This is a genomic window from Curtobacterium sp. MCLR17_044, from assembly GCF_003234435.1.
GTDB classification, from domain to species: Bacteria; Actinomycetota; Actinomycetes; order Actinomycetales; family Microbacteriaceae; genus Curtobacterium; species Curtobacterium flaccumfaciens.
This window is the reverse complement of the sequence record NZ_QKTC01000003.1, coordinates 42,991-63,904: the sequence shown is the minus strand read 5'-3', so window position 1 is coordinate 63,904 and position 20,914 is coordinate 42,991. Positions and strand designations below refer to the sequence as shown.

The following is a 20,914-nucleotide window of genomic DNA, read 5'->3' as shown; positions in this document are numbered from 1 at the left end:
ATCACAGAACCGAACGCCGTTGTGGTTTCGTGACCGTACCGACACTGCGCGTTCCCTGCGCACCTTGGAACGGCCCCAGGCCCGGGCGCGGACGGTGGTGTTACAGAGCAGACACCGACGCCCCGGACGGCGAAGGCCGCCGGTGGCGCGACCGGGAGGACAAGCGATGACCGAACGCGGGAACACCACCCACCGCCCCGAACTCGACGAGCAGCTCGCGCACGAGGCGCAGAGCATCGTCCAGGGGCACGGCAGCAACGCCCACGTCGAGGAGTTCCGGCAGTCCGAGCCGGTCCCCGACGACACCGACAGCCCGGAGACCCTCGCCGCGTCGGGCTACGACGGCGAGCTCGAGGGCGAGCTGCAGGACGACACCACCGACGTGCTCCCCGAGGACGACGCCGACCGTGCCGACCCGTTGCCCACCGGCGACGGCGACGGCGACGGAGCCGACGCGACCGTGTACCGCACCGAGACCGGGGAGGGCAGCACCGATGGCTCTGACGCAGAATGACGCGCCGCACCTGCAGTCCGGCATCGCCGAACGCCTGAAGCGCGGGGGCACGTGGACGTGGGCCTACGTCGACGCGTCCGGTGACCGTGAGGACCCGCAGCACCTCGCCGCCCTGCAGCGCCGGAAGGCCGAGGACGTGCTGCGGTCGGCCGGGGCGGGTGCCGAGGTCATCGACACGGTGATGGCCGAACTCGAGGAGACACCGGGGGTGCCGGCACCCGTCAGCCGGTACGTGCTCGTGCACGACGGCGAACTCGTGCTCAGCGAGGTCCTGCCCGGGGCGATGCACGCCCCGACGTCGATCGGCCACGACCCCGTGCCCGACCTGCTGCCGCTCCTGGCGCACCGGCCGCTCGACCTGCCGTTCCTGATCGTCGAGGTCGGCCGCGAGGGCGGTGGCTACCGCGCCTACCGTCTGGGCCACGCCGACGTGCCGGACCGTCGCGACGAGCAGCGCGTGCAGGGCCGCACCGACACGCTCCACAAGTTCCAGGGCGGCGGCTGGTCGCACCTGCGGTGGCAGCACCACACCGAGGAGATCTGGCGCGACAACCAGAACGAGGTCGCCACGTCCGTCGACGAGGCCTTCCGACGGCTGCAGCCGAAGCTCATCGTGGTCGCGGGGGACATCCGCGCACGGGGGCTCCTGCTCGACCAGTTGTCCACCGAGGCGCGCGCCGTCGTCTCCGAGGTCCCGGTCGACACCCGGGCTTCGGATGCGTCGGAGACCGCGCTCGTCGAGCACGTCGACATCGCGCTCGCCCGGGTCATCGCGACCCGCCGGCACGACTTCGAGGACCTGCTCCGCACCCACGTCGGCCGCGGGGACAACCAGACGGTCGCCGGCCTCGGGTCCGTCGTCGAGGCGCTGCAGCAGGCGCAGGCCTCGGTCGTCGCGATCGACGCCGCCGCGATCGGTGACCGCACCCTGCTCGCGCTGGGAGCGGTGCCGTGGATCGCCACGGCACCCGAGCAGGCGGCGGGTGCACCGGTCATCGGACCGGTCCCGGCCGTGTGCGCGATCGTGCGGGCGGTCGCCCTCACCGACGCGGAGCTGCTGCTCGTGAACGCCGCGTCGCTCCCGAACGGCGCGCCCGCCGCGGCGTTGCTGCGGTGGCCGGTGGGACCGGCGGTGCCGGCCGCCTGAGCGGTGACCGGACGACGGACGGGAGGCCCGGTGCCGGCTGGTACCGGGCCTCCCGTCCGTCTCGGTGCGATCCTGCGGGCCGCCACGACGGCCGCGTATAGCGTCCCGGCCATGACCGACGACCGCCGACGTGAGCTCGGCACCAGCGACGCACCCGTGGAGGACGAACTCGCGGAGTCCTTCGACGCGACCATCGAGGAGGGCGCGGAGCGGCTGCAACGGACGACCCGCGCCGTCCTCGTCACGGGGTTCTTCGGCGGCCTCGAGGTCGGTCTCGGCGTGATGGCGTACCTCGCGGTGCTCACCGAGACCGACAGCCACCTGCTCGCCGGGCTGGCCTTCGGCATTGGCTTCATCGCGCTGCACCTGGCGCACAGCGAACTCTTCACCGAGAACTTCCTGATGCCGGTCGCGGCCGTGGTCGCCCGCGAGGGGACCGTGCTGCAGCTCGTGCGACTGTGGGGCGGCACCCTCGTGGCGAACCTGGCCGGGGGATGGGTGTTCATGTGGCTCGTCGTCCAGGCGTTCCCGCAGTGGCACGCAACGCTCTCGGAGTCGGCGCACCACTACGTCGACGCACCGTTCGGACTGCAGAGCATCGTGCTGGCGGTCCTGGGCGGCAGCACCATCACCCTGATGACGCGGATGCAGCAGGGCACCGACTCGGACCCCGCGAAGCTCGTCGCCGCCGTCGCCGGAGGCTTCCTGCTCGCCGGGCTGCAGCTCTTCCACTCGATCCTCGACTCGCTGCTCGTCTTCGGGGCGATCCAGTCGGGCGCGGACATCACCTCCGGGCAGTGGCTCGGCTGGTTCGGGTACACGCTGCTGTTCAACGTCCTCGGTGGGCTGGTGCTCGTGACGGCGCTGCGCCTGCTCCGGACGAAGGAGCTCATGCAGGACCGCCGCCGGGACTCCCAGGACGACCCCGAGCGCGCCGACCACGAACAGGGGTGACGGGCGCGACGGGCGGCGCAGGCTGACGGGGTCGTCCGCGGTCAGTCGCGCGAACGGTCAGTCGTGCGAACGGTCGCGTCGGGGCACCAGCGGGACCGCGAGCAGCGGGAGCACCGCCACGATGCCGAACGACGCCGCGAACCCGAGCGCACCGACCAGCGCCCCGATGCCCGGACCGACGGCGCTCGCCGCGATGAACTGCCCGGTGTTCTGCGCCCCGAGCGCCCGGCCGGACCAGAACGGCCCCGCCGCCTCGGCGACCGACGTGTACGCCAGCCCGTTGTCGGCTACCGTCACGCTCGTCGCGAGCACCAGGAACACCGCGGCCCCGGCCAGGTGCGTCGCGTCGACGACCGCGAGCACCGCCATCACCACCGCGGCGCTCACCGCGACGATGCGCAGGGGTCCGACGCGCGATCCGGCACGGTCGCTCCAGCCACCGACCAGGATCCGGCCGATCGCCCCGACGAACTGCGCGGCGCCGACGAGCAGCCCGGCCGCCGGTGTCGACCAGCCGAGGCCCACGAGCCAGACGAGCCCGTACGTCGACAGGGTGAACTGCGGCACCACGAGGAGGACCGACACCGCGTGCACCCGCCACAGGAAGCCGCTCGAGCGGTAGGGGTTCGCGGTCGCCGTCGTCGCCGTCGTCGCCGTCGTCGCCACCGTGGCCCGGGCAGGGCGTGGCGGGTCGGTGATCCCGATCGCGCAGCAGACGGCGAGCACCGCGCACAGCACGATCGGCAGGACCAGGGCCGTGCGGATCCCGGAGCCCTCGGCGAGCTGCGGCACCGTGACCGCCGCGAGTGTCACGCCGAGCGGCTGCGACATCTGCCGGATGCCCATCGCGAGTCCCCGGCGCTCCTTCGGGAACCACCCCACAACGACCCGACCACTCGCGGCGTTCGTCGAGGCACTCGTCATCCCGCAGGCCAGGAACGCCAACCCGAGCAGCACCGGGTCGCCCGCAGCCAGCCAGGCGCCGACCACGGCCAGCGTGGTGAGCACGAGTCCGCCGGCGATGACGACGCGCTCGCCGAACCGGTCGGTGACCGCGCCCCAGGCGATGAGCGTCAGCACCATGCCGAAGGTCGGGGCGGCGGCGAGCAGCCCGGCGGCCGGCAGGGACGTGCCGCGGCTGAGCAGGTGGGGGATGAGGAGCGCCGGCGCAGAGACGACGAGCGTCCCCGCCGCCTGGGCCGCGACCCCGAGGGCGAGCATCGTCCAGGCGCGGGCGGAGACCGGCGGCGTCGTGGTGGATCGCTGCGGGGCGTCGGTCGTGGGCATGGGTCGTGTCGGCCGTTCGTCGTCGTTCCATCGCGGAACGGATTGGTATACCACAACGGTATACCATTCCCGCCGTCACGCCGCTAGGCTTGTCCGCCGTGACCGACACGACCGACGCCGCGCCCGTGTCGCAGACGGCCCAGCTCTACGACAACCTGCGCGCAGCCATCCTGACCCTCGACATCGCACCGGGGGAGCGCATCTCGGAGCGCGGGCTCGAGGCACGGTTCCACGCCTCGCGCACACCGGTCCGCGCCGCACTGTCGCGGCTCGAGCGCGAGGGACTCATCCTGCACGAGGGCCGCTCGTGGACGGTCACCCCGATCGACCTCGACGAGATCGCCTCGCTCGCCGAGCTCCGCGGCATCCTCGAGCCCGCTGCCGTCCGGTTGGCCGTCCAGCGTGCCACCCCCGAGCAGCTGGCCGAGGTCCGCGGGCACCTCGACGCGCTCCAGCCCACCCCCGACCAGCAGGCCGGCATCCGCATGGGGTCGACGTTCCACCTCGACCTCGCCGCGCTCGGTGGCAACCGGTTCGTCACCGACGCCATCGCCGACGCCCTGACGCGGCTCGAGCGCACGCGCTGGATCGAGGTCCGCACGCCCGAGGCGCGCGACGCCGCCTGGGACGAGCACAGCGCCATCATCGACGCCGTGCGCGACGGCGACGCGGACCGCGCAGCGGACCTCGTCGCCGCCCACGTGGCCGGTACGAACGACCGGCTCCTCAGCTGGATCGCGCAGGAGCGCCGACGCCTGCGCGGGGCAGGCATGACGATCGTGGGCGCGACCGAGCGCTGAGTGTGCGCTGACGTGAGCGGTCTGCGGGCGCCTGCCCGGGCCTCCTGGCCGTGTCCGGGGGGAGGCCGGGCGCGAGCCGCTAGCGCAGGTCCGTCGTCTCCTGCGGTGCGTCGAGGTCGTCGAACGTGCGGATCGAATCCGTGCGTTCGAGCAGCGCGTCGCGCACCTCGGCCTCGTCGTGGCTCGCGCGGAGTGCGAGCTTGCTCCCGGAACGTGTCGACTGTGACATGTCGTGTCCTTCCCCTGTGTGTGGGCAACCTGATCGGTGCGGGCACGCGGCCCGCTGGTGCGCTTCCTCACGGGACGTACTGAGGTCGGAACAGTGTCGCGCGACCCCCGCTGTCCCGCAAGCGTTTCCGGCACCGTGTGGAGAACTCCCGGCACACGGCATGCCTAGGATGGTCCGGCCGCACAGCGCGAGGCGCGGCACCAGCGGACGTCGAAGGGGAGGCACGGGTTGGCCGACCAGCGCACCGCACCTCCCACGGTCTACGACGTCGCCTCTGCGGCCGGCGTCTCCATCGCCACGGTCTCGCGCGTGCTCCGCACGCCCGACGCCGTCCGCGAGGGCACCCGGGACCGCGTGCAGGCGGCGATCCGGAGCCTCGGCTACGTCCCGTCCGGCAACGCCCGTGCCCTCGCCGGCAAGCGCACCGGCGTCGTCGGACTGCTGCTGCCCGGGTTCGACGTGGTGCCCGACGAGCGGCCGGACCTGGTCACCGACGGCGGCGTCCGCGTGGTCGACGACCGGCGTCACGTGACGCAGCCGTTCTCGTCCAACCTGTACTTCGACGAGGTCCTGCGCGGTGCCGAGACCGAGGCCTGGCAGCGGGGGCTCGCGCTCATGGTCGCCGCCGGGCGGGGTTCGTCGCGCGACGTCATCGTGAACGACGTCGCCGGCCGGGTCGACGGGCTCGCCGTGCTGGCGCAGACGGTGCCCGACGACCTGCTCGAGCACGTCGCCCGCCGCATCCCCGTCGTGGTGCTCGCCGACGACCGGCGCTCGCACGGGTTCGACTCGGTGAGCGTGGACAACGCCGCGGGCATGCGGACCCTGGCGTCGCACGTGATCGGGCGCCTGGGGATCCGGTCCCTCGCGTACGTGGCGGGGCCGATCGACTCGCCCGACGACATGGAGCGCTCGGCGGGGTTCCGCGCGGCGCTGGCCGACCACGGGGTGCCGGCCTCGGCGGTGCGCACCGTGCACGGCGACTTCGGGCGGGCCCGGGCGCGGGAGCTCGCGGTGTCGCTGCTGGCCGACGACGTCCCGCGCGCCGTGGTCTGCTCGAACGACCAGTCTGCGCTCGGGGTGCTCGACGCCGCCGCTGCCCGGGGGCTCCGGGTGCCCGAGGACCTCGTCGTGACCGGGTTCGACGGCATCGACGCCGGCCGGTTCTCGTCGCCGCGCCTGACGACGGTGCACCAGCCGATGGGGGCGCTCGGGCGTGCCGCCGTCCTGGCGATCGTGGACCGGCTGGAGCGCCGCGAGGGGCCGCCGCGCGCCGTGCGCCTGCCCGTCGAGGTGCTGCTGCGCGAGAGCTGCCCGCCCGCGCTGTAGGCGTGCGTGCCGTCGCGAGGCCGCACCGTGCGACCTTCCGCATCCCGTGCGAGTCCGTAGCAGTGCACAGAGCGGGCAACCTCGCACCAGTCGGCGCACCTCGCACCGTGCGCCGCCCTCCCTCAGGACGGCAACCTCGCACCAGTCGGCGCACCTCGCACCGTGCCGCCCCGCGAAACAACACCCGCAGTTGCACGCCACGATGTAAGCGCATACATTGAGCACGTACCGAATCGACATGGAGGTCGACCGAGCAATGACGCTTCCCCCACAGCGCACGCGCGGCACGCGTGACCCAGGCCCCCGCCGCCGAGGCCGCCTCGTCGCGGCCATCGCCGGCCTCGCCGCAGTGGCCCTCGTGGCCACCGGCTGCAGCATCCAGGTCCGATCCGAACCCGATCCCACCATCGGCAAGGACACGATGCTCATCAACGCGGACCGCGGCAACCCGCTGTTCGACCGCAACTTCAACCCGTACATCGCGAACGCCCGCACGGCCTCCAAGTGGATGTACGAGCCCCTCATCGAGGTGAACCCCCTCGACGGCAAGCGCAACCCGTGGCTCGCCAGCGCGTGGAGCCAGCCCGACGCGAAGACGATCGACATGACGATCCGCTCGGGTGTCGAGTGGTCCGACGGGTCGCCGTTCAGCGCGAAGGACGTCGTCTTCACCTTCGACCTGCTCAAGAAGTTCCCCGCCATGGACGTCAAGGGGGCCTGGCAGCACATCAAGAGCATCGAGCAGGACGGTGACCACGTCGTCTTCCACCTCAAGAGCGAGGACGTCCCGAGCCTGACGATCATCGGGCAGACGTACATCCTCGGTGAGGACCACTGGGGCGGCGTGAAGGACCCGACGACCTGGCGCGACCCGAACCCGGTCGGCACCGGGCCGTTCGTCCTCGGCAACTACACCGACCAGCAGTACTCGATGAACAAGAACCCGAAGTACTGGCAGGCCGACAAGATCGCCATCAAGCACCTCATCCTGCCGGCGACGAACACGCAGCTCGACACCGTCACCCGCGGCTACGACTGGGCGTACTCGTTCATCTCCGACGTCAAGGGCACCTGGGGCGCCGCGTCGAAGACGAACGAGTGGTGGTTCCCGGCCGGCGGTGTGATCGGCCTCATCCCGAACCTCACGAAGGCGCCGTACAACGACGTCAACGTCCGCCGGGGCATCTCGCTCGCGCTGGACCGTGACGCCATCGCCGAGACCGCCTCCGAGGGCAACCTGTCGGCGGCGGGCCAGACCGGCCTGATCCTGCCGAACCAGGAGCGCTACCTCAACCCGGACATCCCCGACAAGGGCATGATCACGCAGGACACGAAGGCGGCGCTCGCCAGCCTCGAGAAGTCCGGCTACACCGTGCAGGGCGGCAAGGTCGTCAAGGACGGCAAGCAGCTCGCCATCACGATCATGACCGCGAACGGCTACTCCGACTGGCTCCGCGCCGCGCAGGAGGTCCGCCGCGAACTGACGGCCATCGGCATCAAGGTGACGATCCAGGCGCCGCAGCCCGCCGGGTACCAGCAGAACATCAACAACGGCACGTTCGACATGGCGATGGGCGGCATGGGCAACGGTGACGTCTACCAGGCGTTCAACTCCCTGCTCAGCAGCGAGTTCTACCAGCCCGTCGGCAAGTCGACGGTCAACAACTACGAGCGGTACAAGAACGCCGACACCCAGAAGCTCCTCGACGAGTACAAGGCGACGACGGACACCGCGAAGCAGCAGGAGATCCTCGACCAGCTGCAGCAGACCGTGTACGACGAGCTCCCCGTCATCGGCATGTACTACGGCGGGCTCTGGGGCCTGTTCAACACCGGCAAGTTCGTCGGCTGGCCGAGCGCGAAGGACCCCTACATGGCACCGCAGAACTACGACTCGGCACCGCTGCTCATCTTCACCAAGCTCCGGCTCCGCGACAGCGCCGCCGGCAAGCAGATCCTGCAGGAGCAGAACGCCGCGCAGCAGGAGGACCAGAAGTGAAGTACATCCTCCAGAAACTCGTCCTCTTCGTCCTGACCCTCTGGGCCGCGGTGACGCTGAACTTCGTGCTCCCGCGCCTGATGCCCGGCAGCCCGGCCGACGCCGCACTCGCGAAGCTCAGCCAGAACGGTCCGGTCACCGACGCCACCAAGAAGGCCATCGAGGCTCAGCTCGGGGTGCCGACCGGCAACCTCTGGGACCAGTACGTCAGCTACCTGCACCAGGTCATCACCCTCGACTTCGGCACGAGCTACACGTTCTACCCGCAGCCCGTCGGTGACCTCGTGTCGAAGGCCCTGCCCTACACGCTGATCCTGGTCGGGGTCGTCACGATCCTGGCGTTCGTCCTCGGCACCCTGATCGGTGTCGCGGCGGCGTGGAAGCGCGGCACCTGGCTCGACTCACTGCCCACCCTGTCGGGCAGCTTCATGTCGACGTTCCCGTACTTCTGGACCGCCCTGCTGCTGCTGTTCTTCCTCGGCTACGTGCTGCACTGGTTCCCGACCACGGGCGCCTACTCGGCCACGACGACGCCGGGCCTGAACGGTGCCTTCTTCGGCGATGTCCTGCAACACGCGGTGCTGCCGGCGGTCACGATCCTGGTGACGAGCCTCGGCGGCTGGATCATCGGCATGCGCAACGCGATGATCAACACCCTCGGTGACGACTACGTGACCTTCGCCGAGGCCAACGGCCTGCGCGGACGCACCGTCGCCATCCGCTACGCGGCCCGCAACGCGATCCTGCCGAACCTGACCGGCTTCGGTCTGGCGCTCGGTGGCGTGGTCGGCGGTTCCGTCCTGGTCGAGCAGGTCTTCGGCTACCCGGGCATCGGCTACCTGCTGTTCAACGCCGTCATCGGGCAGGACTACCCGCTCATGCAGGCCCTCTTCCTGATGATCACCGTGTCGGTGCTCATCGCCAACTTCATCGTGGACGTCATGTACGGCGTCCTGGACCCGAGGACGCGTCGATGACCAACAACATCACGAAGGCGGCGTGCTGCGCCCACATCAAGCACCCGGGGGCACGTCGATGACCAACACCACCACCCCGGACGCCACAGTCGCAGTCCGCACGCAAGAAGAAGCAGCCCAGGCGCCGTCCAAGTGGCGCGCCGCCGCCCGCCAGTTCGGCGTCGTCTGGTCGAACAAGAAGGCCCGGATCGGCATCATCATCCTCGGCGTCTTCGTGTTCGTCGCGATCTTCGCCCCGCTCCTGGCCCCGTACGGCGCCAGCCAGAACGGCTTCGCCCGGTCCGCTGACGCGACGCCCGACCACTGGATGGGCACCACCGCCGCCGGCGAGGACGTCCTGTCCCAGATCATCTACGGCGCACGGATCTCGGTCATGGTCGGCGCGGTCGCGGGCATCCTGTCCACGCTCGTCGCCGTCGCGATCGGTCTCAGCTGGGGCTACGTCCGCGGCTGGATCGCCGAGGTCATCGGGTTCATCGTGAACCTGTTCCTCGTCATCCCGGGTCTGCCCCTGATGATCGTCATCGCCGCCTACCTGCAGAACGGCGGCATCGCGGTGATCATCGCGGTCATCGTCGTGACCGGTTGGGCGTGGGGCGCTCGCGTGCTCCGCTCGCAGACGCAGTCGCTGCGCGGCCGGGACTTCGTCACCGCCGCCCAGTTCTCCGGTGAGGGCGCGACCCGCATCGTGTTCCGCGAGATCCTGCCGAACATGACGAGCCTCATCGTCGGCAGCTTCTTCGGGGCCGCCACCAGCGCCATCCTCGCCGAGGCGGGCCTCGAGTTCCTCGGACTCGGCGACTCGTCGATCGTCAGCTGGGGCACGATCCTGTACTGGGCGCAGAACTCGAACGCGCTCCTCACCGGGCAGTGGATCCTGCTCTTCGCGCCGGGTCTCTGCATCGCGCTCCTCGCGATGAGCCTCACCCTGATCAACTTCGGCGTCGACGCCGTGTCCAACCCGCGGCTGCGCGACGGCGCACGGCCCCGTAAGGAGAAGCGCGCATGAGCGGCTTGCCAGAAACGCACCCGGCAGACGGCCTGGAGGCGCCCACCGGCGCCGCCACGGGCCTCCAGTCCGACGCCCGTCACGACCAGGGCGACGCCTCCGTCCTGCTCGACGTCCGCGACCTGTCGGTCGTCTACGAATCGGCCGGCCAGACGGCCGTCCAAGCCGTCGACCACGTGTCGTTCCAGCTGCAGAAGGGCGAGTTCGTCGGCCTGGTCGGCGAGTCCGGTTCCGGCAAGTCGACGCTCGGCTACGCGCTGACCCGGCTGCAGAAGCCGCCGGCGCGCACGAACGGCGGCAGCATCGTCTTCGCGGGCAAGGACATCCGCGACCTCGACGACGAAGCCCTGCGCCAGCAGCGGCAGGGCGGCTTCGCCATGGTGCTGCAGTCCGGCATGAACGCGCTCAACCCGGTGCGCACCATCCGGAACCACTTCATCGACGTCTTCAAGGCGCACGGCCACGTGTCGCGCGACCGCTGGGACGCCCGGATGAAGGAGCTCATCGAGAAGGTGAAGCTGCCGACGTCGATGCTCGCCCGGTTCCCCGGGGAGCTCTCCGGCGGCATGCGGCAGCGCGTCTCCATCGCGCTGGCGCTCTCGCTCGAGCCGCAGCTCATGGTGTTCGACGAGCCGACGACGGCGCTCGACGTCCTCGTGCAGCACGCCGTGATGGACACCATCATCGAGCTGCAGCGCACCGAGGGCTTCACCGCGATCCTGATCAGCCACGACCTCGGCATCGTCCTCGAGGCCACCGAGCGCGTCCTCGTCATGCACGAGGGCCGGATCGTCGAGGACGGCGGCTCCCGCGAGATCCTCCGCGACCCGCAGGACGAGTACACGCAGATGCTCCTGTCGCACTACGCCGACCCCCGCGCCGAGGTGGTGTCGCTGCCGGGCTTCCCGGACCGCTCGCTCCGCGCCGAGGCCGGCGAGAAGCGGCAGGAGACGACCTCGTCGTTCAGCACCGTCGGCTCCCGCGAGCGCAGTGCCGCCCGCAACCCGATCGTCGTCGACCACATCGTGAAGACCTACCCGGCTCCCCGCCGCGGTGAGCAGCCGGTGCAGGCCGTGCGCGACGTGTCGTTCACCCTCGAGCCCGGGCAGTCGCTCGCCCTGGTCGGCCAGTCCGGTTCGGGCAAGTCGACCATCGCGAAGCTGCTCACCGGCGTCGAGAAGCCGACCACCGGCACGGTCCGGTTCGGGGACCTCGACGTCGCCCGCCTCGGCAAGCGCGGCCTGCGGGACCTCCGCTCCGAGGTGCAGATGGTCTTCCAGGACCCGTACTCGGCGCTCAACCCGCTGCACACGGTCGAGTACACGCTGTCCCGGCCGATCGCGAACTACACCGGGCTGACCGGGCGCGATGCCCGACGCCGGGTGCTCGAGCTGCTCGAGACGGTCGGGCTCACCCCGGTCGAGCAGTTCGCGCAGAAGCTCCCGCACCAGCTCTCCGGCGGGCAGCGGCAGCGCGTGGTGATCGCCCGGGCGCTCGCGAGCGACCCGCAGGTGATCATCGCCGACGAGCCGGTCTCGATGCTCGACGTGACGCTGCGCGCCGGTGTGCTCGCACTGCTCGAGGACCTCCGCGAGCAGTGGGGCGTCTCGCTCCTCTACATCACGCACGACCTGCTGAGTGCGCGGCTCATCACGGACGACATCATGGTGCTCCACGAGGGCGCCGTCGTCGAGCGGGGTCACACGGCCCAGGTGCTGCAGGACCCGCAGGACCCGTACACGATCGCCCTCCTCGACGCCGTTCCCAACCCGCGGAGGACCCTGCGCGCATGACGAACCTGCACGACTTCCCGACGGTCCCGCCGTTCGGGCACCTGCCCACCCCGGACGGCGTCGACGTCGTCGGGATCGACGTCCCGGTCGGGCGGCTCACGGCCTACCGGATCGTGCCCGAGGGGGTGTCGAAGGGCACCGTGCTCATCGTCCCCGGGTACACCGGCTCGAAGGAGGACTGGCGGACCTTCCTGCCCGTCCTCCGCGACGCCGGGTGGACCGCGGTCGCGATCAGCCGGCGCGGTCAGGCCGACTCGGCAGCACCGACCGAACCGCGGGACTACTCCCTCGACGAAGAAGCCGCCGACGTCGTCCGGGTCGCGCGCCTGCTCGACGACGGTGCCCCCGTGCACTTGATCGGGCACTCGCTCGGCGGGGTGATCGTCCGGGCCGCCGCGCTCCAGGACCCGACGGCGTTCCGCGACGTCGTGCAGTTCTGCTCCGGGCCGCACGGGTGGCCGTACCGCAAGGTCGCCGAGCTGACGATCCTGCACGACACCGGCGGGAACCTCCGGCAGCTGTTCGACTCGACGAACCCGCTCTGGGCGTACCGCCCCGACGCCGAGCTGCCCGACGACGTCCGGATGGTGCGCGACCGCTTCGACGCGACGAGCCCGCTCAGCGTCGTCGCCGGTGGACACATCCTCGAGGACCACACCGACGCCTCCGACGCCCTGCGCGCCACCGGCCTGCCGGTCCTCGTCGCCCACGGCGAGTGGGACAACGCCTGGCCGATCCCGTGGCAGCGGGCGATGGCCGAGCAGACCGGCGCCGAGTACGTCGTCATCCCCTCGAGCTACCACGGCCCCCAGGTCGAGAACCCGCTCGGGACGGTCGCCGTCTTCGACGCATTCCTGAGCCAGCACTGACTCGAACAAGCACTGAAAGGCACCATCATCTCCACGCTGCAGTTCCCCGACGGCTTCCTCTGGGGTGCCGCCACCGCCGCCCACCAGATCGAGGGCAACAACGTCAACAGCAACTGGTGGGTGCACGAGCACGAGCCGGACACCACCATCGTCGAGCCCTCGGGTGACGCGGCGGACAGCTACCACCGGTACCGCGAGGACATCCGCATCGCGGCCGAGCTCGGGCTGAACTCCTACCGGTTCAGCATCGAGTGGGCCCGCATCGAGCCCGAGCGCGGGTTCGTCAGCCGTGCCGAGGTCGACCACTACCGCCGCATGGTCGACGCCTGCCACGAGTTCGGCATCGAGCCGATCGTCACCCTCATGCACTTCACCGTGCCGCGCTGGTTCGAACGCGACGGCTTCTGGCGGGCACCCGACGCCGCCGACCTGTTCGCCCGCTACACCGAGGCCGCGCTCCCCGTGGTGCAGGACGGTGTCCGCTACGTCTGCACGATCAACGAGCCGAACATCGCGGCGATGCTCGCAGGCGGCGAGGACGCGGCCAACCTGGTGGCGTTCGGCCTGCCGAACCCGGACCTGGGCGTCGCCGACGCCCTGCTGGCCAGCCACAAGCGGTCGCGCGAGGTCCTGTCACAGGTGTCGGGCCTCCAGTCGGGGTGGACCATCGCGACGCAGGCCTTCAAGTCGTCCGGCGAGCCCGGGGCGGACGCCATGCTCCGCGAGTACGGGTACCCGCGCGACGACTGGTACCTCGAGCAGGCCGCCGGCGACGACTTCCTGGGCGTGCAGGCCTACACCCGCACGTTCATCGGTCCGGACGGGCCCCTGCCCGTCGCCGACGACGTCGAGACGACCCTCACCGGCTGGGAGTTCTACCCCGAGGCCTCGGCCGACGGGCTCCGCAGCGCGTGGGAGCTCTCCGGCGGTGTCCCGCTGATGATCACCGAGAACGGCATCGCCACCGCCGACGACTCCCGCCGGCAGGCGTACACGCAGGGCGCCCTCGAGGGCATCCACCGCTGCATCGAGGACGGCATCGAGGTCCTCGGCTACCAGCACTGGTCGCTCCTGGACAACTACGAGTGGGCCTCCGGCTTCCGCCCGACGTTCGGGTTGGTCGCGTGGGACCGCGAGACCTTCGAGCGCACGCCGAAGGACTCCGCCCGCTGGTACGGGCGGGTCGCGCAGGCGAACGCCCTCGAGTCGGTCACCGTCTAGGACGGTCGATCCCGCAGGCGCGCGGCGGACGGGAGGCCCTGCTCCCGTCCGCCGCGCTTCGTCACGTCCGGCACGGGTCGGCCCACGGGCCGTGGTGCGGACAGCGCTCAGGCGGCGGCGAGCAGGTCGGCGACGGCCGTCTCGCGGAGCAGCTCCGCGCGGTCCGCGGCGGTCGAGCCCTCGTCGTCGACGGCGTCCCGGTCGACGTCGAGCGACAGCACGACGCGGACCGTGTCGAGGTCGCCGGAATCGACGGCCGCGATCAGCAGCGTCGCGCCCCGTGGCCCGCGCGCCCTGGTGTCCGCACCCGCGGTGGCGAGGGCACGCACGATCGCGGCGTGCCCGCCCCACGCAGCGCGGACGATCGGGGTGTTGCCGTCGCCGTCACGGGCCTCCAGGTCGGCACCTGCTCCGACCAGCACGTCGACCGCCCGTCGCGCGTCGCGGTCGATCGCCAGCGTCAGCGGCGTCCGCCCCTCGGTGTCCTCCAGCTGCAGGGTCGCGCCGCGGCGCAGGAGCTCCTCGAGCATCTCGGGGTGGTCGAACCACGCGGCGGCGTGCAGCGGGGCGAAGCCCCAGCGGGGATCGACGTCGTCGACGTCGCTCGCGTCGTCGGCCAGGTGCAGTCCGCCGAGGTCGCCGTAGGCCGCTGCCCGCACCACCTCGGTCGTCCACTCGACCCAGCCGTCCGGCACCGGGCCGTGCCAGCCGCGTGCCGGGCGCGCCTCGAGGTCGGCGTACACGCTCTCGGCGACGCTCCGGATCGCCACCCGGACGCCCCGGAACCGGATCGCGACCTCGCCGACGGGGGAGATCAGCAGGCGGAGTTCCCAGGCGTCGTGCTCGTTCAGGTACTCGAGTTCGCCCCGGGCGACGTGGGCGTCACCGGCGAGCAGTGCTGCGGCGTCGAGACCCGGCGGGTCGATGACGGCGTCCCGGAGCCGGAGCGACACCCTGGCGTGGTTCCAGCGGCGCCACAGGCCGCTCGGGGTGTCGAGGACCTCGTCGTTGCGCACCACGATGTCGGCGTGCACGACGACCGGGTCGGGTACACCGTGCCCTGGCAGGTCGACGGGGGTCGTCACGTCGTCCTCGTCGGCGTCCGGGTCGACGACGGCGTCGGCGGACTCCACGACCCAGCGTTCGATCCGTGAGTCGGTCCACTTGACGGTCAGGAGCGCGGCGACCGTGGGCGGGGCGTCCTCGAGCAACCGGGTCACGTGTTCGCGCTGGCCGTCGAAGTCCTCGAGGGAGACGTAGCCAACGGAGGGCCAGTTCACTCGACTCCATCGCACGGGACGACACTACCGGCGTCCGGCGCCGGGGCTGCGGTGCGATCGCATCACACTCGCAATCATCACACTTGATATGTCGTACCGGTATATCGTATGGTGGTCCGGCAGCGGAGGTCCCGCCGCGCCTGATCCGGAAGCGCACCCATGACCCCCAGTCCCACCCTCCCGACGGCGTTCATCGCCCCGGCAGCCGTCGTGTCGCCCTCGGCGGCCGTCGCTCCCGGGGTCCGCATCTGGGACGACTCCCACGTCGAGGCGCACGCGTCCGTCGGCAGCGAGACCCTCGTCGGCCGCGGCGTCACGATCGGCGCCGGCGTCCAGATCGGTGCCCGCTGCAAGATCCAGAACGGCGCCCTCGTCTACGGACCGGCGGTCGTCGGCGACGGAGTCTTCATCGGCCCCGGTGCCGTCCTCACCAACGACAACACGCCGCGGGCGATCAACCCGGACGGCTCCGTGCAGGACGCCGACGACTGGCGGCCCACGGCCGTCGTCGTCGAGCACGGCGCGTCGATCGGCGCCGGGGCGCTCTGCGTCGCCCCCATCCGCATCGGCCGGTGGGCGATGGTCGCGGCCGGCGCCGTCGTCGTCCACGACGTCCCGGACCACGCGCTCGTCGCCGGGGTCCCCGCCCGCCGCATCGGCTGGGTGAGCCGGACCGGCCGACGGCTGGCGCAGGTCGACGACCGCACGCTGGTCTGCACCGAGACCGGTGACCGCTTCCTCCACTCCGAGACCACCGACACGATCGAGGCGATCCGTTGACCACCACACTCGAACTCATCCCCGCGGCGAAGCCCCTCATCGGCCTCGAAGAACGCCGCGCCGTCGATGCCGTGCTCGAAGGCGGCGGGCTCGCACAGGGCCCCGAGGTCGCCGCCTTCGAGCGCGAGTTCGGCGACGTCCTCGTCGCCGGAGCCGCGGTCACCGCGGTCAACAGCGGCACCGCTGCACTGCACCTGGCGCTCGTCGCGCTCGGCATCGGTCCGGGTGACGAGGTCATCGTCCCCTCGTTCACCTTCGCGGCCACGGCGAACGCGGTACGACTCGTCGGCGCCGAGCCGGTGTTCGTCGACATCGATCCCCTGACCTACTGCGTGGACCCGGCGGCTGTCCGGGCCGCCGTCACCCCGGCGACCCGCGCGGTCATGCCGGTGCACCTCTACGGGCACCCGGCCGACATGACCGCGATCACCCGGATCGCCGAGGAGCACGACCTGCTCGTCGTCGAGGACGCTGCGCAGGCTCACGGAGCCCGGTGGGCCGGCACGCGCGTCGGCAGTTCGTCCGACGCCGCGGCGTTCAGCCTCTACCCCACCAAGAACATGACCGCGGGCGAAGGGGGCATGGTCTCGACCCGCGATGCCGCGGTGGACCGGATGCTCCGGCTGCTGCGGAACCAGGGCATGGAGCAGCGCTACGCGAACGAGGTCATCGGCTTCAACGCGCGGATGACCGACATCCACGCCGCGATCGGGCGTGTGCAGCTCCGCAAGGTGCTCGGGTGGACCGCACAGCGGCAGGCGAACGCGGCCTACTTCAGCCGTGAACTCGACGGGGTGGTGGCACCGACGACCGACCCCCGAGCCGAGCACGTCTTCCACCAGTACGTCGTGCGGGTGCCGTCCGACCGCGACGGCTTCGCGGCCGCACTGCGCTCCGAGTTCGGCATCGGGACCGGGGTCTACTACCCGACGCCCGTCCACCGCCTCCCGTCGTTCGCACACGACCTCGACCTGCCCGAGACCGAGCGTGCCGCGTCCGAGGTCCTCGCGCTCCCCGTCTACCCGACCCTGACGCTCTCGCAGCTCGACCGCGTCGTCGAGGCCGTCAACACCCTCGCCGGGGCCGGACGATGAGCGGGGTGCTGCGGGCCGGGGTCATCGGCCTCGGGATGATGGGGCGGCACCACGCCCGGGTCCTCCGGTCGCTCGAGGGGGTCGAGCTCGTCGGCGTCGCCGATGCCCTCGGTGACCAGCACGACGTCGCCCAGGGCGTGCCGGTCGTCCGGTCCGTCGGTGAGCTCGTCGCACTCGGCCTCGACACCGCGGTCGTCGCGGTCCCCACGGCGCACCACGAAGCCGTCGGTCTGGAACTCGCCGCGGCGGGGGTGCACGCCCTGATCGAGAAGCCCGTCGCGGTCGACGGTCCGGCTGCCGCGCGCCTCGTGGCCGCCTTCGACCGCGCCGGACTCGTCGGTGCCGTGGGCCACATCGAGCGCTACAACCCGGCGCTCCAGGCGCTGCGACAGCGGCTCGACGCCGGTGAGCTCGGCGACGTCTACCAGATCGTCACGCGTCGCCAGGGGCCCTTCCCCGCACGGATCGCGGACGTCGGCGTCGTGAAGGACCTCGCCACGCACGACATCGACTCGACGTCGTGGATCGCCCGGTCACCGTTCGTCCACGTCGGAGCGCTCGCGGGCACCAAGAGCGGGCGTCCCCACGAGGACCTCGTCACCGTCACCGGACGCCTGGCCGACGGCACCCTGACCTCGCACCTCGTGAACTGGCTCACCCCGTACAAGGAACGTCTGTTGATCGTCACCGGTGACCGCGGCACGTTCGTCGCCGACACCCTCACCGCCGACCTGACCTTCCACGAGAACGGCACCGTCCAGACCGAGTGGGACCAGGTCGCCGCGTTCCGGGGTGTGTCCGAGGGGGCCAGCACCCGGTTCGCCATCACCAAGCGCGAGCCGCTCCTGGTCGAGCACGAGGCGTTCCGCGACGCCGTGCTCGGGCGGCCGTCGGACATCGTCACCCTCCGCGACGGCCTCCGGACGGTGCTCGTCGCCGAGGCCGTCCTCGAGTCCTCGCGGATCCAGCAGACCGTGCAGCTCGGCACGGACGCCGAAGGAGCAGCAGCATGAACGTCGTCGTCGTCGGTCTCGGCAAGATCGGGCTCCCGCTGGCCGTCCAGTACGCACGATCCGGTGCACACGTCACCGGCCTCGACGTCGCGAGCGGGGTGGTCGACGCCGTGAACGCTGCGACCGAGCCGTTCCCCGGCGAGCACGGGCTCGCCGACGGCCTGCGTGAGGTCGTCCCCGCGGGGCTGCTCCGCGCGACCACGGACGCCTCGGCAGCGATCCCCGGCGCCGACGTCGTCGTGGTCGTCGTGCCGCTCTTCGTCGATGCCGACGGCATCCCCGACTTCGGCTGGATGGACGCCGCCACCGACACGATCGGCGACCACCTGCGACCCGGCACCCTGGTCGCGTACGAGACGACGCTGCCGGTCGGGACGACCCGTGGCCGCTGGGCGCCCCGGCTCGAGGCCCGCTCCGGACTCGTCGAGGGGCAGGACTTCCACGTCGTCTTCTCGCCGGAGCGGGTCCTGACCGGCCGGGTGTTCGCCGACCTCCGGCGCTACCCGAAGCTCGTCGGTGGTCTCTCCGACCAGGGCTCGGCGCGCGGCCGGGCCTTCTACGAAGCGGTGCTGCAGTTCGACGAGCGCGACGACCTCGGTCGGCCGAACGGCGTCTGGGACCTCCGCACCGCCGAGGCCGCCGAGCTCGCGAAGCTCGCCGAGACCACCTACCGCGACGTCAACATCGCGCTGGCGAACGAGTTCGCCCGGTTCGCCGAACGGCAGTCCATCGACATCGCCGCGGTCATCGACGCCTGCAACTCCCAGCCGTACAGCCACATCCACCGCCCCGGGATCGCGGTCGGCGGTCACTGCATCCCGGTGTACCCGCGGCTGTACCTCTGGAACGACCCGGAGGCCACGGTCGTCCGTGCCGCACGTGCCAGGAACGCCGCGATGCCGGCCCACGCGGTCGACCTCCTCGAGCGCCTGCACGGGGACCTGCGGGGCCAGCGGGTCGTCGTCCTCGGTGCCGCCTACCGTGGCGGCGTGAAGGAGACCGCCTTCTCCGGAGTGTTCGGCACGGTCGACGCACTCCGGGCGCACGGCGCGCTCGTGACGGTCTCCGACCCGCTCTACTCCGACGACGAACTCCGCCGTCTCGGCTTCGAGCCCCACACCGACGGCGAGCCCGTCGACGCCGCGGTCGTGCAGGCCGACCACGCCGAGTACGCGACGTGGGACGAGTCCCGGGTCCCCGGCGTCCGCACGGTCGTCGACGGCCGACGGGTCCTCGACGTCGAACGGTGGGCGTCCGCCACGGTGACCGCGATCGGTGCTCCGCCCGTGGTCCCCGTGGCCTGACACCGTGCGGTCCTCGCCCCGACGGCGCCTCCCGGCGATCGCGACGATCCTCGTCGGCACGGTCCTCGGACAGGGCCTGGTCGTGGCGATCTCGCCGCTGCTGACGCGGCTGTACACCCCGGCGGACTTCGGTACGCTCGCGGTCGTCACGGCGGTCGCGAGCATCCTCGGAGCCGGAGCGACGCTCGGTACCGACCGCGCGCTGATCGTCGCACACGACCGGGCGACGACCAGCGCGCTGGTCGCACTCGGTCTGCTCTCGACGCTGGTCGTCGGTGCAGGCACCGCTTGGGCTGCCTGGGTCCTCCGCGGTGACGCGGCACGGTGGTTCACCGCACCGGCCCTCGAGGACCTGTGGTGGACCGTCCCCGTGACGGTCGTCGCGGTGGGGGCGCAACGGATCGCCTCGGCCGTGCTCGCGCGACGGCAGCAGCACCGGTCCATCGCTGTGCGCAACGCCTGCCAGGGCATCGGCCAGTCCGCCTGGAACCTGGCGATGGCCGCGGCCGGTCCGGTCGGGCTGGTGGGTGGCCTGGCGGTCGGCCGGATCGCGGCCGTGCTCGGGATGGTCCGGTTCCGGCGGGGTGACGGCGAGCGGATCACCCGTCGGTCGCTCTCGGCCGCCGCCCGTCACCACCGGCGGTTCCTCGTCATCACGCCGTGGTCCTCGATGCTGAACGTCGTCGGCCAGCAGGCTCCGGGTCTGCTCATCGCGGCGCTGCACGGCAGCGTCGCCGCGGGCTTCGTCGCCCTCACGATGCGGGTGCTCGGTGCGCCCGTCGGCATGGTCGCCGACGCGACCGCGCAGTACGCCGCGGGGGCGTTCGGGCTCCGCATCCGGTCCGGCGATCCCGTGCGCCGACTCGTCCTGCGGCTCGTCGTGCGTCTCGCCACCGCGGGTGCGGTCGCGGTGCTCGTCGTCGTGCTGCTCGGACCCGCCGTGTTCTCGACCGTGTTCGGTGCGGAGTGGGCGGTCTCCGGAACCTACGCCCAGGTCCTCGTGCCGGCGTTCGCGGTCCAGGTCGCCGCATCGCCGGTCACGCAGGTGCTGTCGATGCTGCAGCGGCAGGGGGCACAGCTGACGTGGGACGCATCGCGTCTCGTGGTGTGCGCCGCCGCGGTGCTCGTGCCGTCCGTGCTCGGGGCCCCGATGCCGGTCGTGCTCGTTGCGCTCGCCTCGGCGATGACGGTCTCCTACGCGGCGGTCCTGCTGCTCGTGGTGCGGGCGGCCCGCCACCACGACGATGATCTGCTCGGCGCGATGCCGTGAGCGGGCCTGGCTACTGGAATGCAACATGTAGATAACTCGCTCGGG

At 71.6% G+C, this 20,914-nt stretch carries 19 protein-coding genes; 16 read left to right on the top strand and 3 right to left on the bottom strand.

Going from position 1 to position 20,914, the window contains the following annotated elements; translation table 11 throughout:
• Positions 1–166: 166 nt before the first annotated feature.
• The 3 genes from DEJ04_RS02975 to DEJ04_RS02965 all read left to right on the top strand — a co-directional run bounded on the left by DEJ04_RS02975 (position 167) and on the right by DEJ04_RS02965 (position 2,615).
• A complete protein-coding gene (locus tag DEJ04_RS02975) occupies positions 167–514 on the top strand; it encodes a hypothetical protein (protein ID WP_111046205.1) in 348 nt (115 codons plus the stop codon).
• Positions 495–1,661 (top strand): Vms1/Ankzf1 family peptidyl-tRNA hydrolase, encoded by a 1,167-nt coding sequence (locus DEJ04_RS02970; RefSeq protein ID WP_111046204.1) that lies wholly within the window; start codon positions 495–497, stop codon positions 1,659–1,661. Before DEJ04_RS02975 ends, DEJ04_RS02970 begins: the two co-directional genes overlap by 20 nt.
• 111 nt (positions 1,662–1,772) lie before the next feature.
• The gene (locus DEJ04_RS02965; protein WP_111046203.1) at positions 1,773–2,615 is read left to right on the top strand and encodes a formate/nitrite transporter family protein; all 843 of its coding nucleotides are present in this window, start codon (positions 1,773–1,775) and stop codon (positions 2,613–2,615) included.
• Positions 2,616–2,672: 57 nt separating this feature from the next.
• Here DEJ04_RS02965 and DEJ04_RS02960 read toward each other — a convergent pair whose 3' ends face one another.
• A complete protein-coding gene (locus tag DEJ04_RS02960) occupies positions 2,673–3,902 on the bottom strand; it encodes an MFS transporter (protein WP_111046202.1) in 1,230 nt (409 codons plus the stop codon).
• Between the two features lie 98 nt (positions 3,903–4,000).
• Here DEJ04_RS02960 and DEJ04_RS02955 point away from each other — a divergent pair, with 98 nt between their 5' ends.
• Positions 4,001–4,702, top strand: a complete 702-nt coding sequence (locus tag DEJ04_RS02955; RefSeq protein WP_239001395.1) for a GntR family transcriptional regulator — start codon at positions 4,001–4,003, stop codon at positions 4,700–4,702.
• A gap of 79 nt (positions 4,703–4,781) precedes the next feature.
• Here DEJ04_RS02955 and DEJ04_RS18335 read toward each other — a convergent pair whose 3' ends face one another.
• A complete protein-coding gene (locus DEJ04_RS18335) occupies positions 4,782–4,931 on the bottom strand; it encodes a hypothetical protein (protein WP_155896754.1) in 150 nt (49 codons plus the stop codon).
• A 228-nt stretch (positions 4,932–5,159) separates the two neighbouring features.
• On the opposite strand from DEJ04_RS18335, the gene DEJ04_RS02950 reads away from it, so the two are divergent.
• From DEJ04_RS02950 to DEJ04_RS02920, 7 genes are all read left to right on the top strand, one after another.
• Entirely contained in the window at positions 5,160–6,260 is a 1,101-nt protein-coding gene (locus tag DEJ04_RS02950; RefSeq protein ID WP_071250632.1) for a LacI family DNA-binding transcriptional regulator, read from the top strand.
• Positions 6,261–6,498: 238 nt separating this feature from the next.
• A complete protein-coding gene (locus DEJ04_RS02945) occupies positions 6,499–8,259 on the top strand; it encodes an ABC transporter substrate-binding protein (RefSeq protein WP_258371290.1) in 1,761 nt (586 codons plus the stop codon).
• Positions 8,256–9,236 carry an ABC transporter permease gene (locus tag DEJ04_RS02940; protein ID WP_111046201.1) on the top strand — a complete coding sequence of 327 codons (981 nt, stop codon included), beginning with the start codon at positions 8,256–8,258 and terminating at the stop codon, positions 9,234–9,236. Before DEJ04_RS02945 ends, DEJ04_RS02940 begins: the two co-directional genes overlap by 4 nt.
• 58 nt (positions 9,237–9,294) lie before the next feature.
• On the top strand, positions 9,295–10,245 hold the full coding sequence (locus tag DEJ04_RS02935) for an ABC transporter permease (protein WP_111022713.1): 951 nt from the start codon (positions 9,295–9,297) through the stop codon (positions 10,243–10,245).
• Positions 10,242–12,038, top strand: coding sequence for an ABC transporter ATP-binding protein (locus tag DEJ04_RS02930; protein WP_111046200.1), 1,797 nt, complete (start codon positions 10,242–10,244; stop codon positions 12,036–12,038). The genes DEJ04_RS02935 and DEJ04_RS02930 overlap by 4 nt, the downstream gene beginning before the upstream one ends.
• A complete protein-coding gene (locus DEJ04_RS02925) occupies positions 12,035–12,907 on the top strand; it encodes an alpha/beta fold hydrolase (protein WP_111046199.1) in 873 nt (290 codons plus the stop codon). Before DEJ04_RS02930 ends, DEJ04_RS02925 begins: the two co-directional genes overlap by 4 nt.
• Positions 12,908–12,931: 24 nt before the next feature.
• Positions 12,932–14,128, top strand: a complete 1,197-nt coding sequence (locus DEJ04_RS02920) for a glycoside hydrolase family 1 protein (protein WP_111046198.1) — start codon at positions 12,932–12,934, stop codon at positions 14,126–14,128.
• Positions 14,129–14,235: 107 nt separating this feature from the next.
• Here DEJ04_RS02920 and DEJ04_RS02915 read toward each other — a convergent pair whose 3' ends face one another.
• Positions 14,236–15,423, bottom strand: coding sequence for an ankyrin repeat domain-containing protein (locus DEJ04_RS02915; RefSeq protein ID WP_146248626.1), 1,188 nt, complete (start codon positions 15,421–15,423; stop codon positions 14,236–14,238).
• Between the two features lie 144 nt (positions 15,424–15,567).
• Here DEJ04_RS02915 and DEJ04_RS02910 point away from each other — a divergent pair, with 144 nt between their 5' ends.
• From DEJ04_RS02910 to DEJ04_RS02890, 5 genes are read left to right on the top strand one after another with little or no spacing between them, the layout of a single operon-like run.
• A complete protein-coding gene (locus tag DEJ04_RS02910; protein ID WP_111029708.1) occupies positions 15,568–16,188 on the top strand; it encodes an acyltransferase in 621 nt (206 codons plus the stop codon).
• A complete protein-coding gene (locus DEJ04_RS02905) occupies positions 16,185–17,282 on the top strand; it encodes a DegT/DnrJ/EryC1/StrS aminotransferase family protein (protein ID WP_111046196.1) in 1,098 nt (365 codons plus the stop codon). The genes DEJ04_RS02910 and DEJ04_RS02905 overlap by 4 nt, the downstream gene beginning before the upstream one ends.
• Positions 17,279–18,295, top strand: coding sequence for a Gfo/Idh/MocA family protein (locus DEJ04_RS02900; RefSeq protein ID WP_111046195.1), 1,017 nt, complete (start codon positions 17,279–17,281; stop codon positions 18,293–18,295). Before DEJ04_RS02905 ends, DEJ04_RS02900 begins: the two co-directional genes overlap by 4 nt.
• Positions 18,292–19,599, top strand: coding sequence for a nucleotide sugar dehydrogenase (locus DEJ04_RS02895; RefSeq protein WP_111046194.1), 1,308 nt, complete (start codon positions 18,292–18,294; stop codon positions 19,597–19,599). Before DEJ04_RS02900 ends, DEJ04_RS02895 begins: the two co-directional genes overlap by 4 nt.
• A 4-nt stretch (positions 19,600–19,603) precedes the next feature.
• Entirely contained in the window at positions 19,604–20,869 is a 1,266-nt protein-coding gene (locus tag DEJ04_RS02890) for a lipopolysaccharide biosynthesis protein (RefSeq protein WP_181437716.1), read from the top strand.
• Positions 20,870–20,914 lie beyond the last annotated feature (45 nt).

What these genes read in the sequence shown, in the direction of transcription:
- DEJ04_RS02975 (WP_111046205.1), top strand. Translation starts at nt 167, where the DNA reads ATGACCGAACGCGGGAACACCACCCACCGCCCCGAACTCGACGAGCAG.
- DEJ04_RS02970 (WP_111046204.1), top strand. Translation starts at nt 495, where the DNA reads ATGGCTCTGACGCAGAATGACGCGCCGCACCTGCAGTCCGGCATCGCC.
- DEJ04_RS02965 (WP_111046203.1), top strand. Translation starts at nt 1,773, where the DNA reads ATGACCGACGACCGCCGACGTGAGCTCGGCACCAGCGACGCACCCGTG.
- DEJ04_RS02960 (WP_111046202.1), bottom strand. Translation starts at nt 3,902, where the DNA reads ATGCCCACGACCGACGCCCCGCAGCGATCCACCACGACGCCGCCGGTC.
- DEJ04_RS18335 (WP_155896754.1), bottom strand. Translation starts at nt 4,931, where the DNA reads ATGTCACAGTCGACACGTTCCGGGAGCAAGCTCGCACTCCGCGCGAGC.
- DEJ04_RS02945 (WP_258371290.1), top strand. Translation starts at nt 6,499, where the DNA reads ATGGAGGTCGACCGAGCAATGACGCTTCCCCCACAGCGCACGCGCGGC.
- DEJ04_RS02935 (WP_111022713.1), top strand. Translation starts at nt 9,295, where the DNA reads ATGACCAACACCACCACCCCGGACGCCACAGTCGCAGTCCGCACGCAA.
- DEJ04_RS02930 (WP_111046200.1), top strand. Translation starts at nt 10,242, where the DNA reads ATGAGCGGCTTGCCAGAAACGCACCCGGCAGACGGCCTGGAGGCGCCC.
- DEJ04_RS02925 (WP_111046199.1), top strand. Translation starts at nt 12,035, where the DNA reads ATGACGAACCTGCACGACTTCCCGACGGTCCCGCCGTTCGGGCACCTG.
- DEJ04_RS02910 (WP_111029708.1), top strand. Translation starts at nt 15,568, where the DNA reads ATGACCCCCAGTCCCACCCTCCCGACGGCGTTCATCGCCCCGGCAGCC.
- DEJ04_RS02900 (WP_111046195.1), top strand. Translation starts at nt 17,279, where the DNA reads ATGAGCGGGGTGCTGCGGGCCGGGGTCATCGGCCTCGGGATGATGGGG.
- DEJ04_RS02895 (WP_111046194.1), top strand. Translation starts at nt 18,292, where the DNA reads ATGAACGTCGTCGTCGTCGGTCTCGGCAAGATCGGGCTCCCGCTGGCC.